General features: G+C 64.3%; 13 protein-coding genes. 4 read left to right on the top strand and 9 right to left on the bottom strand.

The genetic code is table 11. The features are described from left to right. Positions 1-65: 65 nt before the first annotated feature. Genes ACIPIJ_RS20850 through ACIPIJ_RS20840 form a run of 3 tightly spaced genes read right to left on the bottom strand, consistent with a single transcriptional unit; the run spans position 66 to position 2,503 of the window. On the bottom strand, positions 66-758 hold the full coding sequence (locus ACIPIJ_RS20850) for a pseudouridine synthase (RefSeq protein WP_401080079.1): 693 nt from the start codon (positions 756-758) through the stop codon (positions 66-68). 31 nt (positions 759-789) lie between these two features. Next, the gene (locus ACIPIJ_RS20845; protein ID WP_401080077.1) at positions 790-1,020 is read right to left on the bottom strand and encodes a cysteine-rich CWC family protein; all 231 of its coding nucleotides are present in this window, start codon (positions 1,018-1,020) and stop codon (positions 790-792) included. Further along, a complete protein-coding gene (locus ACIPIJ_RS20840) occupies positions 1,013-2,503 on the bottom strand; it encodes a diguanylate cyclase (RefSeq protein ID WP_401080075.1) in 1,491 nt (496 codons plus the stop codon). The genes ACIPIJ_RS20845 and ACIPIJ_RS20840 overlap by 8 nt, the downstream gene beginning before the upstream one ends. 212 nt (positions 2,504-2,715) lie before the next feature. Between ACIPIJ_RS20840 and ACIPIJ_RS20835 the strand changes: the two genes are divergently transcribed. Continuing rightward, positions 2,716-3,156 carry a hypothetical protein gene (locus ACIPIJ_RS20835; RefSeq protein ID WP_401080073.1) on the top strand — a complete coding sequence of 147 codons (441 nt, stop codon included), beginning with the start codon at positions 2,716-2,718 and terminating at the stop codon, positions 3,154-3,156. Positions 3,157-3,183: 27 nt separating this feature from the next. Here the strand turns inward: ACIPIJ_RS20835 and ACIPIJ_RS20830 are convergent, their stop codons facing one another. Further along, a complete protein-coding gene (locus ACIPIJ_RS20830) occupies positions 3,184-4,290 on the bottom strand; it encodes an enoyl-CoA hydratase/isomerase family protein (protein ID WP_401080071.1) in 1,107 nt (368 codons plus the stop codon). Positions 4,291-4,416: 126 nt separating this feature from the next. Here ACIPIJ_RS20830 and ung point away from each other — a divergent pair, with 126 nt between their 5' ends. Then, a complete protein-coding gene (gene ung / locus ACIPIJ_RS20825; protein ID WP_401080070.1) occupies positions 4,417-5,109 on the top strand; it encodes a uracil-DNA glycosylase in 693 nt (230 codons plus the stop codon). 2 nt (positions 5,110-5,111) lie between these two features. On the opposite strand, the gene ACIPIJ_RS20820 is transcribed toward ung, so the two are convergent. From ACIPIJ_RS20820 to ACIPIJ_RS20800, 5 genes are all read right to left on the bottom strand, one after another. Continuing rightward, complete coding sequence (locus ACIPIJ_RS20820) at positions 5,112-6,158, bottom strand: AbrB family transcriptional regulator (RefSeq protein ID WP_401080068.1); 1,047 nt, start codon at positions 6,156-6,158, stop codon at positions 5,112-5,114. After that, positions 6,151-7,665, bottom strand: a complete 1,515-nt coding sequence (locus ACIPIJ_RS20815) for a tripartite tricarboxylate transporter permease (RefSeq protein WP_401080067.1) — start codon at positions 7,663-7,665, stop codon at positions 6,151-6,153. The genes ACIPIJ_RS20820 and ACIPIJ_RS20815 overlap by 8 nt, the downstream gene beginning before the upstream one ends. 3 nt (positions 7,666-7,668) lie before the next feature. After that, positions 7,669-8,127 (bottom strand): tripartite tricarboxylate transporter TctB family protein, encoded by a 459-nt coding sequence (locus tag ACIPIJ_RS20810; RefSeq protein ID WP_401080065.1) that lies wholly within the window; start codon positions 8,125-8,127, stop codon positions 7,669-7,671. 136 nt (positions 8,128-8,263) lie between these two features. Continuing rightward, positions 8,264-9,244, bottom strand: coding sequence for a Bug family tripartite tricarboxylate transporter substrate binding protein (locus ACIPIJ_RS20805; protein ID WP_401080063.1), 981 nt, complete (start codon positions 9,242-9,244; stop codon positions 8,264-8,266). 32 nt (positions 9,245-9,276) lie between these two features. Beyond that, positions 9,277-10,566 (bottom strand): OprD family porin, encoded by a 1,290-nt coding sequence (locus tag ACIPIJ_RS20800; protein WP_401080061.1) that lies wholly within the window; start codon positions 10,564-10,566, stop codon positions 9,277-9,279. Positions 10,567-10,766: 200 nt separating this feature from the next. Between ACIPIJ_RS20800 and ACIPIJ_RS20795 the strand changes: the two genes are divergently transcribed. Both ACIPIJ_RS20795 and ACIPIJ_RS20790 read left to right on the top strand, forming a co-directional pair. Further along, complete coding sequence (locus ACIPIJ_RS20795) at positions 10,767-11,438, top strand: response regulator (RefSeq protein ID WP_401080059.1); 672 nt, start codon at positions 10,767-10,769, stop codon at positions 11,436-11,438. Beyond that, positions 11,431-12,810: a sensor histidine kinase gene (locus ACIPIJ_RS20790; protein ID WP_401080057.1), complete on the top strand. Its 1,380-nt coding sequence runs from the start codon at positions 11,431-11,433 to the stop codon at positions 12,808-12,810. Before ACIPIJ_RS20795 ends, ACIPIJ_RS20790 begins: the two co-directional genes overlap by 8 nt. The last annotated feature ends 5 nt before the right edge of the window (positions 12,811-12,815 follow it).

The following is a 12,815-nucleotide window of genomic DNA, read 5'->3' as shown; positions in this document are numbered from 1 at the left end:
TTGGAGGAAATTGTGACTTTTGCCGCTGGGCGGTCGTGTGGCCTTTGCACAGTACCTGAAGCGCTCTAGACCGCAGCGATTTCTTCGGCCGTCAGCGCCCGGAACTCCCCTGACGCCAAGCCTGGGTCGAGGCGTATCGAGCCCATGCTTTCCCGATGCAAACCCACCACTTTATTGTCGAAATGGCCGAACATGCGCTTGACCTGGTGGTAGCGCCCTTCGACGATCGCCAGCCTGGCCGTGCGCGGGCCGAGGATGTCCAGCTGCGCGGGCAGGGTGGTCAGGTCCTCGAAGGCGAAGTAGAAACCTGCGCGAAATTTGTCGACGTAATGCCCGCCGATCTCGTCTTCGGTTTGCACCAGATAGTGCTTGGGCAATTTGGTCGCTGGCTGCGTAAGGCGGCGCGACCATTGGCCGTCGTTGGTCAGGATCATCAGGCCGGTGGTGTTGTAGTCCAGCCTTCCGGCGATGTGCAGATCGTCGCGCAGTTCGGCGGGCAGCAGGTCAAGCACGGTGCGGTGCTGAGGGTCTTGGGTGGCGCTGACGCAGCCAGCCGGTTTGTGCAGCATCAGGTAGCGCGCCGGACGGCCAGCCTGGAGCAGTTGATCATCCACTTCGATACGGCTGAATTCACGCACTTCGGTGCGCGGGTCGGCCACCGCCTGGCCATCCACGCGCACGCGGCGCTGCACCAGCAGCAGGCGCACTTGCTGGCGGTTGTAACAGGGCAGGTTGGCGAGGAAGCGGTCGAGGCGCATGGGGCAAAAGGTAGGTAAGGGGGCGCGCAGTCTAGCGCTTTTCACTGTCGATCGGGGTGGGAGCGTTCGCGGGCAGGCTGGCGCCTGCTGCGCAGCGCGGGCACAGGCAGGACTGGTCACGCAGTTCCGCTGGCAGTGCCTGCAGCACCGCCGGGTCGATTGCCACGGCAAAGCACCAGCAAGCCTCGGCGGCGGTACGTGGGTCGGCCAGGGTGCACTGGTTGAGGGCGCCGCAGGCGGGGCAGCGCTGGTTGTCATTCATAGATCAATCCGGGTGTTTCACTGCAGACGCGGTTGCGGCCGGCCAGTTTGGCACGATAGAGCGCGCGGTCGGCGCGGGTCAGCAGGGCATGCAGCGTGTCGCCTGGCTGCAAGCCACTGAGGCCGATGCTAGTGGTCAGGCGCAGCGGTTGCTCGTCGTAGCTGAAGGTCAGTTGTTCGGTGCGCCGACGGATTTTTTCTGCCACGTCGATGGCTTGGCGACCTTCGGTCTCACGCAACAGCACGATGAATTCCTCGCCGCCCCAGCGGCACAGTATATCCGACTGGCGCAGGCTGCTCTGCAGCACGTTGGCGAACTGGCGCAGCACTTCGTCGCCGGCCAGGTGGCCGTGGGTATCGTTGAGCGCCTTGAAGTGGTCGAGGTCGATCAGCAACGCCACCAGCGGGGCACCGTCGCGTTGGGCTTCCTGCAGCGCCTGCGCAGCCAGCAGGTCGAAGCTGCGCCGGTTGGGCAGGCCGGTGAGGCTGTCGAGGGTAGCCAGAGCCTCGATGCTGGCTTGATGGCGCTTGAGCATCGCATGCAGCAGCGACAGCACCACCAGGGTGATCATCGCGCAGATGGCCAGGTTCAGGTACAGCGAGTGGCGAGCGCGGTCGAGGGCGCCAGTTTCGCGCTTGTCCACCAGCAGGTACCAGTCCAGTTCGGGCAGGTGCCGCACATTGAGGAAATGGCTGTGGCCGTCGCTGTCCTTGTATTCGTGGCTACCTTCGGCGGGTACCGGGTGCAGCCCCAGCCATTCGTCCAGCTCGGGGTTGTCGCGCAGTGGCTGGCCAACCCGCAAGCCGTGCGGGCCGCCGTCGGAGCCGGTCAACAGGACCTTGCCCTGGGCATCGGTGAAGAAGACCGAGCGCTGGTAACGCCGCTGGTAGGTGTCGATCAGCTTGACCACCGCGTCCACGCTCAGGCCTACCCCGGCAGCGCCAATGAACCGCTGCTGGTAATCCAGCACTTGGTAGTTGATGAACACCGTGAGGCTGTCCTGGTTGGCCATGTCCAGGTCGACGTTGATTTCGTACGGCACCTTGAGTTCGCGCAGGCGGAAATACCAGGCGTCACGCCAGGTGCCAGGTTCGACATGCTTGAGCACGCCCTTGGCCTGGTAGTAGGTAAGGCTGCGGTCGGAAACGAAGAACGAGGTGAAGGTGTCCTGTTTACCCATCACCTCACCCAGGAAGCGGGTGATGCGCTGGGTGTCCTGTTCACCGGCGAGCACCCAGTCACGCAGGAAGGTGTCCTGGGCCATCATCGAGGCGATGAGCACGGGGCGGATGAGGTCTTTCTGGATTTCCGAATAGACCGTGTCGGAAGTCAGCGGCAGCTCGGTATTGACGATGCCATCGCGGATCGCGCTACGCGAGGCGAAGTAGCTGAGCAGCGAGGTGGCGAGAAAGCCGCAGGCCAGCAGCATCAGCAGGGTGATGATCAACGAGCGCTGCGAAAAGACGGCGGAGCGTGAAGGCATGATCGTCCCGTGATGTGTGCCGAGGCGCTCATTCTAGTGATATGACCGGAAAAAGACTGCAGGTTTTTTAGGGGTATTCGAGCTGTTTCAAATTGTTGCTGAAATGGCACTGCACGATGGCGGCAATGTCTTATTCATTGTCGATGAACGCCATTGCCGTCGACGCTCGCCAGCGCCGCTGAGCGGGCACCCCAGCGGTCCAGGAGGCCGCCATGTCCTATCGAATCCTGTTGATCGCCCTGTTGGGTCTGATGACAACCGCCTGCGTACCGTATTACGAAGGTGGCAGTTACTACCGTTCGGATTACTACACCACCGATCGCTATGTCTCGCCGGGTTACTACCGCCATGACCGCTATTATGTAGCGCCTCAGCCGCGTTACTACTACCAGCCCGCACCGCGTTATTACCGCCCGGCGCCGGTACCGCAATACCGCGGGCATCCGCAGCCGAGGGTGAACCAGTGGCATGGCAACCCACGGTACGACTACGGCAATCGCCAGCGCTATGACTACGGGCGCGATCGCGACCGCCATGATTACCGCAACGACAGCCGGCGGTACCAGAACGATCGCTGGCATTCCAATGGCCGCGGTGACCGTGACCGCCGACCTGATGGCGGGCGCGGCGGTGATCGAAACTGGCAACGGTAAGGGTTGAAGGGGGCGCAAAGCGGCCCCTCAAGTCAGATCGGCCAAGGGGTGGCGTCCCTCCCACACCTTCACGAAATGTGCATCCACCACCGCCGCCGGCACCTGCGCTACATCTGGCCAGTGCCAGCGCGGTTGGTTGTCCTTGTCCAGCAAGCGGGCGCGCACGCCTTCGCTGAATTCGGGATGACGGCAGCAATTGAGGCTCATGCCGTATTCCATCTGGAACACCTGGGCTAGGGACAGGTGTCGCGCCCGGCGGATCTGCTCCCAGACCAGGTGTGCCGTCAGCGGGCAGCCCTCATGCAGACGCTGGCCTGCCTCGGCCAACAGCGGGTCGATATGGTGCTTCAGCCCCTCCAGTGCACGCCAAGCGGCCGCCGGGTCCGCAACGTCGAGCAGTGCGTCGATCGCTTGGCGCCGCGGTAGCCATTGCGCCTGGGGCAACTCGGCGAAGGCGCGGTGCTGCTCTGCCCTAAGCAGGCTGTTGAGCTGCAACTCGGTCTGCTCCTGCCAGTTCATCTGCAGCAACTCGTCAATCAGGCCTTCTTGCTGGTGCTCGCCAAAAAAACGGTCGGCCAGGCCCAGGTCCAGCGCGTCGCGGGCATTGATGGGGGCGCCGGTCAGCCCCAGGAACAGCCCCAACTTGCCCGGCAGGCGGGCGAGGAACCAGCTGGCGCCAACGTCGGGGTACAGGCCGATGCTGATCTCTGGCATCGCCAGCCGGCTGCTGGGGGTGACAATCCGCACCCCAGCACCCTGCAACAGCCCCATGCCACCCCCCAGCACATGGCCATGGCCCCAGCACAGCAGCGGCTTGGGATAGGTGTGGATGAGGTAGTCAAGGCGGTATTCGGCGGCGAAGAACGTGGCCGCCAGCGGTGGCACGCTGCCGGGGTGATCGCGGCAGGCCTGGGCCAGCGCGCGCACGTCGCCGCCGGCGCAGAACGCCTTGGCGCCATTGCCGCGCAGTATCACACACACCACGCCCGGGTCGTGGGCCCACGCGTGCAGCTGTTCGCCAAGCACTTCGATCATCGGCAGGTTCAGGGCATTGAGCGCCTTGGGTGCATCCAAGGTGGCGATGCCGATTCGGGCGCCGTGGGCGCCGGTGAGTACCTCGCAGTGAATGGCCATGGACTACCTCGCTCAAGTCATCACCCTAGTATGGCCTGCCTGGCCGATCACGCCGGTCGTCGGTCGGACCGATTGACAAGGGGGGATGGCTTACCTAGTGTCGCGCCATTGTTTACGGATGGCCCCATGACTGACGACGATCGCATCAAACTCGAACCCAGCTGGAAAGACGCACTGCGTGCCGAGTTCGACCAGCCCTACATGCACCAGCTGCGTGAATTCCTGCGCCAGGAGCACGCCGCCGGCAAGGAGATCTATCCCCCGGGGCCGCTGATTTTCAATGCGCTCAACTCCACCCCGCTGCAGCAGGTGAAGGTGGTGATCCTCGGCCAGGACCCCTATCACGGCCCGGGCCAGGCCCACGGCCTGTGCTTCTCGGTACAGCCTGGGGTACCGACGCCGCCGTCGCTGGTGAATATCTACAAGGAACTGCAGCGCGACCTGAACATCCCGATCGCCGGCCATGGTTACCTGCAAAGCTGGGCCGAGCAGGGCGTGCTGCTGCTCAACACGACCATGACCGTCGAGCGCGCCAACGCCGCTTCGCATGCCAAGAAAGGGTGGGAGTTCTTCACGGACCGTATCATCCAGGTGGTCAGCGAGCAGTGCCCGAACGTGGTGTTCCTGCTGTGGGGCGCGCACGCCCAGAGCAAGCAGAAGCTGATCGATGGCACCAAGCACCTGGTACTGAAATCGGTGCACCCGTCGCCGTTGTCGGCGTACCGTGGGTTCCTCGGCTGCGGGCATTTCAGTCGGACCAACGGCTTCCTCGAACAGCGTGGGTTGGCGCCGATCAACTGGGCGTTGCCGCCCCTTTGACATCAGCGGCTTGGCGATTGCCGTTGATCAGCGTTCCACACCCTGAACAGCGGCTCCGCCAGAAACAGCACGAACAACAACCGCATCACCTGCAACGCCGTGACCAGCGGTACCGACAGTTGCAAGGTCTCCGCCGTCAGGCTCATCTCGGCAATGCCGCCGGGCATCATCCCCAGCGTCAGCGAGCGCAGGTCCAGCGCAGTCATCACGCTCAACCCCCACGCCGCGCTGCCGGCAATCAGCATGCACAACGCCGTGGCCAGCAACGTACGGCCCAAGAATGACGGGGCGCGGCGAAAGAACGCGCGGTTGAAGTGGCAGGCCAGGCCGCTGCCGATCAGCCATTGGCCGATCTGGCTGGCGCCATTGGGCAAGGCGATCTGCAGGTTGCCCGCCAGGCTAGCTGTCGCCGCCACCAGCAATGGCCCGAACAGCCAGGGGTTGGGCTGACGCAACCGCTGCCAGATGAAACCGACCGCCACGCCCAGCGGGGTGATCAACGCCAGCCAGGCCCAGTTCACGCTGCCGGTGTGGTTGAGCGGCACACCGTCACCGATCAGGAACTTGAACAGTGCCGGTACACACAGCACCACCGCCAGTACGCGCAGGCTCTGCGCTGCAGCCACCTGGCTGAGCACCGCGCCGTTGCGCGCGCCCAGGTTGACCATTTCCCCGGAGCCGCCAGGCATGCTGGCGAAAAACGCCGTGGCACGGTCCTCACCGGTGCGCCGCAGCAGCCACACACCGACCACGCTGGAAACGGTAGTGAACAGCGCAGCAAAGAAGATCAGCACAAAGTGGCTGGCCACCTGTTCGATCACCGCCGGGGTGAAGTGCAGGCCAATCCCCAGGCCGATGATGCATTGCCCGCATTTGCGGCCATTGGGGATTTCCGACAGCTGCCAGGGCGTCAGGCAGCGCACCAGGATGATCGCCAGCAACGAGCCTACCATCCAGGGCAAAGGCCAGCCGACCAGGCTTGCGAGATACCCGCCCGCCAGGCCGACCAGCCCCGTCGCCCAGAACAGCGGCAACGACCGATCAGGCATCGGCCATCGCCCGGCGTTGCAGGCTGCGCTTGCGCCAGATGCGCAGCAGCGGCAGGGTCAGCATGCAAATGGTCAGTACCCACACCGACATGCTGATCGGGCTCGACCAGAGGATGCCCAGCTCACCATTGGAAATCGACAGCGCGCGGCGCAGGTTCTGCTCCATCAGGCCACCGAGAATGAACCCCAGCAGGATCGGCGACAGCGGGAAGTCCAGCTTGCGCAGGATGTAGCCCATGATGCCGATGCCGACCATCAGGAACAGGTCGAATGTGGTGGCATGCACGGCGTACACCCCGATCGCGGTGATGATCGCGATCACCGGCACCAATGCCCAGTTCGGCACGGCGAGGATGCGGGTGAAGATGCGGATCATCGGGATGTTCAGGATCACCAGCATGATGTTGGCGATGAACAGCGAAGCGATCAGGCCCCAGACGATGTCCGGTTGCTGTTCGAACAGCAGCGGGCCCGGGGTGATGTTGTACAGGGTCAGCGCACCGATCATCACCGCGGTGGTGCCCGAACCCGGCACACCCAGGGTCAGCATCGGCACCAGCGCGCCGCAGCAGGAAGCGCCGATGGCGGTTTCCGGGGCGGCCAGGCCACGTGCGTCACCCTTGCCGAAATTGCCCTTGGTACCAGCGATGCGTTTTTCGGTCATGTAGGCCACGGCGCTGGCCAAGGTTGCGCCGGCACCTGGCAGCACGCCCATGATGAAGCCAAGCAGGCCGCAGCGGATGTTGACCGCGAATACCGATGCCGCTTCCTTGAAATTGAACAGCATGCGCCCGGTGGCCTTGACCGCCTGGTGGCCATGGTGAGTCTTCTCCAGCAACAGCAGGATTTCGCTGACCGAGAACAGGCCCAGCACCAGCACCACGAACTGGATGCCGTCGGCCAGGTGCACGCTGTCACCGGTGAAGCGGTACACGCCGCTGTTGGCGTCGATGCCGACTGCCGACAGGAACAGGCCGATCAGTGCTGCAATGAAGGTTTTCAGTGGCTTGTCGCCGGCCATGCCGCCCAGGCAGACAATGGCGAACACCATCAGCACGAAATATTCCGCCGGGCCGAAGGCTATCGCCCATTTCGCCAGCAACGGGGCGAACAGCACCATGCCGCAGGTGGCGATGAAGGCGCCGATGAACGAACTCCATGCCGACAGCGACAATGCCACGCCAGCCAGGCCCTGGCGAGCCATCGGGTAGCCGTCGAGGGTGGTCATCACGGTCGAGGCTTCGCCGGGGATGTTCAGCAGGATCGAGCTGATTCGCCCGCCGTATTCGCAGCCCAGGTACACCGCCGCCAGCAGGATCAGCGCCGATTCCGGTGGTAGGCCAAGGGCGAAGGCGATGGGGATCAGCAGGGCCACGCCGTTGATCGGGCCCAGCCCCGGCAGCAGGCCGACCACGGTGCCGATCAGGGTGCCCGAGAGGGCGGTGACCAGGTTGTACGGGCTCAGGGCGACGCCGAAGCCCTGGCCCAGGTAGCTCAAGGTATCCATGTGTCAGTTCTCCAGTACGCTCAGCAGGCCAAGGGGCAGGGGGACATCCATCACGCGGTCGAACAGCCAGTAGAGGAACAGGCTCATGCCTACCACCACGATCGCGCTGTACAGCCAGCGGCCGCCATACAGACGGGCCATGGGGATGCCGATCAGGATGGCGCTGAGGATGAAGCCCAGGGCTTCGAAGGTGCTGGCGAAGACAATCAGCAGGCCGACGCAAGCGGCGATCTTGGTCAAGGTTTCGCGGTCCAGGGCAGGCTCGTCATCCTTGTGCACGATGGGCGTAGGGCGGATGGCGAGGTACAGCAGGCCCAGGCCCATCAGGCCAAGCATCAGCAGCGGGTAGGCGCGGGGGCCGACCGGTTCGTAGGAAAAGGCCGCCTGGTAGGGCCAGGCCATCACGGCCAGGGTGGCGCACACCGCCAGCAGGAGCAGGGCGAATATACGTTGCAGGATCATGAGTGAATCCTCATTGGGCGCGGACTTTGTGGGGGGCTTGCCCCGCGAACACCGGCAAAGCCGGTGCCATGCAACGCGGTGTCAGTTTCACGGGGCAAGCCCGCTCCCACAGGGATCGGTTCAGGTAATCGGCGATTTACTGAATCAAGCCAAATTCCTTGGCCAATGCCTTGTAGTCCGCCACTTGTTTCTTCACGTAGCCGTCCAGCTCCTCACCGGTCATGGCAAACGGGAACAGCTCACGCTGGTCACGCAGCTTGGCGAAGTCGTCGGAAGCGAGCATCTTGTCGAACGACTGTTTCCACCAGGCGTAGTCTTCGTCGCTGACCTTCGGCCCGAGGTAGAAGCCACGCACCACTGGCCAGACGATGTCGTAGCCCTGCTCCTTGGCGGTCGGGATGTCCTTCATTTCCGGCTCGTCCAGGCGGTTTTCCGAGAACACCGCGAGGATGCGCATGTTGCCGCTCTGAATGTGCGGCATGGAGTCGGAGATGTCGGTGGAACCGACCTGGATGTGGCCACCCAGCAGCGCTGTGGCGATTTCGCCGCCGCCTTCCAGCGCCACATAACGCAGGTCACGCGGATTGATGCCGGCCGCCTTGGCGATCAGCGCGGTCTGCATCCAGTCTTGGCTGCCGACGGTGCCGCCAGAACCAATCACCACCTTGCTCGGGTCTTTCTTCAGCGCCGCGACCAGATCGTCGAGGGTCTTGTAGGGCGAATCGCTTTTCACCGCGATGGCGCCATAGCTGGTACCGACCGCCGCGAGCCATTTCACGGCGTTTTCGTCAAAGCGGCCGAACTTGCCTTGGGCCAGGTTCAGCAAGGATCCGCTGGACCACGCCACCAGCGTGCCGGCATCCCCCGGGCGCTGGGCGACTACCGCGTTGTAGGCCACCGCGCCGACACCGCCGGGCATGTAGGTGACGCGCATCGGTTTGCTGAGGATCTTCTCCTGCACCAGGGCGCTTTGCACCAGCTTGCAGGTCAGGTCGAAACCGCCGCCTGGCGAGGCCGGGGCGATACATTCAGGGCGTTTCGGTTCGGCGGCCAGGGCATTGCCGGCCAGCAGCAGGCAACCGGTAGCCAGGACGAGGCGGCGCAGTGAAAAGGTCATCGTCTATCTCCGTGAGCATTGTTGTTATTGGGTTACCACAGGGCCACGCTGTAGCTCACCAGCAGCCGCACTTCGTCGGCATCGCGGGCGAAGTTGGAGCGGAAGGTGGCGTTGCGCAGGCGCACGGCGACGTTCTTCAACGGGCCGCTTTGTACCACGTACTTGAATTCGGTGTTGCGTTCCCACTCCTTGCCCTCGCCACCGGCGGCGCGGCTGACGTTGTCGCCGTTGATGTAGCGGGTCATGAAGGTCAGGCCGGGGATGCCCAAGGCTGCGAAGTTGTAGTCGTAGCGCGCCTGCCAGGAGCGCTCGTCGGCGCCGGCGAAGTCGTTGATCTGGACGAAGTTGACCAGGTACGGGTCGGCGCCATCGATGTAGGGGAAGGCGCTGTCGCCGGACAGCTGCTGCCAGGCGGCGCTGACCTTGTGCCCGTCCAGGCTGTAGCTGAACATGCCGTTGAAGGTGGTGTTGTCGATGCGCCCGGCCTTGGCGGCACCTGCATCGTCGCTGATTGCCAGGCGCAGGTCGGCGCCGAAGGTGCCCGGGCCCCAGGGATGGGTGGCGAGCATGCCAATGAAGTGTTGGCGGTAGATGTCGTCGAGCTGGGCGAAGTGGTAGCTGCCAGTGATGCGGTCGGTAAATTTGTAGTCAAGGCCGGCCAGGTCGAGGTTGTCGGCGCTGAACGTGCCACCAAAGCGGCCGTTCTTGTTGTTCAGGGCCAGGTCTTCCCAGTTGGTGTCGTTGCGGTCCTTGGCCTTGTCCAGGCGCGCGCCGGTGAAGGTCAGGCCCTTGATCTCCTGCGACGTGAGCAGGCCACCTTCGAAGGTTTGCGGCAGGATGCGCCCGTCGTTGGGCTGCAGGGTCGGCAGTTCGGGGATCAGGGTGCCGACCTTCAGTTCGGTCTTCGACACCTTGACCTTGCCGGTCAGGCCGAGCTTGGCGTATTCGTCGGCGGCCTTGCCGTCATCGTGGGTCGGCAGCAGGCCGGTATCGGTGCGGTCGGGGCTGGAGTCGAGCTTGATGCCGAGCATGCCCAATGCGTCCAGGCCAAACCCCACGGTGCCGTCGGTATAGCCGGACTCGAAGTTGAGGATAAAACCCTGGGCCCATTCGTCGCGCTTGGATTGCTGCGCGCTCGTGCCGTCGCGAAAGTCGCGGTTGAAGTACATGTTACGGGTTTCGAGGGTGGCCGTGCTGTCTTCGAAGAAGGCGGCCTGACTCATCGGGGCGACGCCGGCAAGCGCGAGTGCGCTGGCAATGGCGGATGGGCGTGCGGACAGGGAACGGGTAGGCGCGTACGCCTGCGGCTGCGATGACAGCATCGAGGATGGCTCCATTTATTGTTCTTATTCGTTGCACCTTGCTGGTGCTTTTTTCGGCGCGCGGGGCGACCGTGGTGCGATGCTAGGTAACGAACCTTTCGCTAACCTTTCAGCCTGAAAGGTTTGTTACAAGGGGCTTCACAGGCAGGGCGAGGGCGGTACACTCCGCGCCACCGCCCCACCCGAGCAGGGAGAATCCGATGCGTGTGCTGCTGGTCGAAGACCATCTGCAATTGGCCGAAAGCGTGGCCCAGGCCCTCAAGAGCCATGGCTTGACCGTGGATGTATTGCACGATGGCGTCGCCGCCGACCTGGCCCTGGCCAGTGAGGAGTACGCCGTTGCCGTGCTCGACGTGGGCCTGCCGCGCATGGACGGCTTTGAAGTGCTGGCGCGCTTGCGTGGCCGCGGCAAGACCCTTCCGGTGCTGATGCTGACTGCGCGCAGCGACGTGAAGGACCGGGTGCATGGCCTGAACCTCGGTGCCGACGATTACCTGGCCAAGCCTTTCGAGCTGACCGAACTGGAAGCACGGGTCAAGGCCTTGCTGCGGCGCAGTGTGCTCGGTGGCGAACGCCAGCAGCGCTGCGGGCCGCTGGTGTATGACCTTGATACCCGGCGCTTCAGCCTAGGCGAGGACAACCTGACCCTGACCTCCCGTGAGCAGAGCGTGCTCGAAGCGCTTATCGCTCGCCCGGGCCGGGTGATGAGCAAGGAGCAGCTGGCTGCCCAGGTATTTGGCCTGGACGAAGAGGCCAGCCCCGACGCCATCGAAATCTACATTCACCGCCTGCGCAAGAAGCTCGATGGCCAGCCGGTGGCTATCGTGACGTTCCGTGGCCTGGGTTACCTGCTTGAGCACCGCGATGCGTGATAACGGCAGCCTGCGCGGGCGCTTGCTGGGCAACCTGGCACTGTTGCTGGTGGTGCTGATGCTGGCCAGCGGCCTGAGCGCTTACTGGAATGGCCGCGAAGCCGCCGACACCGCCTACGACCGCACGCTGCTGGCCTCGGCGCGGACGATTGCCGCCGGCCTGTCCCAGCGCGATGGCACCCTGAGCGCGGACGTGCCCTACGTGGCGCTGGACACGTTCGCCTACGACAGCGCCGGGCGCATCTACTACCAGGTGTTGGACATCAACCAGAAATTGATCTCGGGTTACGAAAAATTGCCGCCGCCACCGCCCGGCACGCCGCGCACTGACGATTACCCAGCGTTGGCGCGCTTCTACAACGCCACCTACCTCGGCCAGGATGTGCGTGTGGTCAGCCTGCTCAAGGCCGTCAGCGAACCGAACATGAACGGCATGGCCGAAATCCGCGTGGCCGAAACGGAGGAAGCGAGGGTGAGCATGGCCCGCGGGCTGATGGCTGACACCCTGCTGCGCCTGGGGATGCTGGCGCTGGGCGCACTGGTGATGGTCGGGTTCGCAGTCAGCGCGGCGCTACGCCCGCTTGAGCGCCTGCGCACCGCTGTCGAAGAGCGCCAACCGGATGACTTGCGCGCGCTGCCGCTGGTGCAAGTGCAGCGCGAGCTAAGCCCGCTAGTGCGAGCCTTGAACCACTTCACCGAGCGGTTGCGTGGGCAGTTCGAGCGCCAGGCGCAGTTCATTGCCGAGGCCGCCCACGAGTTGCGCACACCGCTGGCAGCGCTCAAGGCGCGGGTCGAGCTCGGCTTGCGTTCGCAGCAGCCCGAGGAATGGCGCCAGACCCTGGAGTCTGCGGTCCAGGGCACCGATCGGCTGACTCACCTGGCCAACCAGCTGCTGTCGTTGGCGCGGGTGGAAAACGGCGCCCGGGCAATCGCCGAAGGCGGCGCCCAGCGCCTGGACCTGAGCCAGCTGACCCGCGAGCTAGGAATGGCCATGGCGCCGCTGGCGCACAACCGGGGCGTGGCCCTGGCCCTGGAGGCCGAGGCGCCGGTGTGGCTCAAAGGCGAGCCGACCTTGCTCAACGAACTGCTGAGCAACCTGGTGGACAACGCGCTGGCGCATACCCCGGCGGGCGGCAATGTGATCTTGCGTGTGCTGGCGCCGGCAGTGCTGGAGGTCGAGGACGATGGGCCGGGGATCCCCGAGGATGAGCGCGAGCGAGTGTTCGAGCGCTTCTACCGGCGCAGTGCCCAAGGCACGGGGCTGGGCCTGGCGATTGTCGGCGAGATCTGTCGCGCGCACCTGGCACAGGTCAGCTTGCATGACGGTGAAAACGGCGGGCTGAAAGTGCGGGTGAGCTTTATCGCGGATTGATGGGC

Origin of the sequence: Pseudomonas sp. NPDC087185, from assembly GCF_044744955.1 — a bacterium.
GTDB lineage: Bacteria > Pseudomonadota > Gammaproteobacteria > Pseudomonadales > Pseudomonadaceae > Aquipseudomonas.
The sequence above is the reverse complement of the archived record's forward strand: the minus strand, read 5'-3'. Positions and strand labels throughout refer to the sequence as shown.

Coding starts and splice junctions, on each gene's coding strand:
- ACIPIJ_RS20850 (WP_401080079.1), bottom strand. CDS start 758: ATGCGCCTCGACCGCTTCCTCGCCAACCTGCCCTGTTACAACCGCCAG.
- ACIPIJ_RS20795 (WP_401080059.1), top strand. CDS start 10,767: ATGCGTGTGCTGCTGGTCGAAGACCATCTGCAATTGGCCGAAAGCGTG.
- ACIPIJ_RS20800 (WP_401080061.1), bottom strand. CDS start 10,566: ATGCTGTCATCGCAGCCGCAGGCGTACGCGCCTACCCGTTCCCTGTCC.
- ACIPIJ_RS20835 (WP_401080073.1), top strand. CDS start 2,716: ATGTCCTATCGAATCCTGTTGATCGCCCTGTTGGGTCTGATGACAACC.
- ACIPIJ_RS20830 (WP_401080071.1), bottom strand. CDS start 4,290: ATGGCCATTCACTGCGAGGTACTCACCGGCGCCCACGGCGCCCGAATC.
- ACIPIJ_RS20840 (WP_401080075.1), bottom strand. CDS start 2,503: ATGCCTTCACGCTCCGCCGTCTTTTCGCAGCGCTCGTTGATCATCACC.
- ACIPIJ_RS20820 (WP_401080068.1), bottom strand. CDS start 6,158: ATGCCTGATCGGTCGTTGCCGCTGTTCTGGGCGACGGGGCTGGTCGGC.
- ung (WP_401080070.1), top strand. CDS start 4,417: ATGACTGACGACGATCGCATCAAACTCGAACCCAGCTGGAAAGACGCA.
- ACIPIJ_RS20810 (WP_401080065.1), bottom strand. CDS start 8,127: ATGATCCTGCAACGTATATTCGCCCTGCTCCTGCTGGCGGTGTGCGCC.
- ACIPIJ_RS20815 (WP_401080067.1), bottom strand. CDS start 7,665: ATGGATACCTTGAGCTACCTGGGCCAGGGCTTCGGCGTCGCCCTGAGC.
- ACIPIJ_RS20845 (WP_401080077.1), bottom strand. CDS start 1,020: ATGAATGACAACCAGCGCTGCCCCGCCTGCGGCGCCCTCAACCAGTGC.
- ACIPIJ_RS20790 (WP_401080057.1), top strand. CDS start 11,431: ATGCGTGATAACGGCAGCCTGCGCGGGCGCTTGCTGGGCAACCTGGCA.
- ACIPIJ_RS20805 (WP_401080063.1), bottom strand. CDS start 9,244: ATGACCTTTTCACTGCGCCGCCTCGTCCTGGCTACCGGTTGCCTGCTG.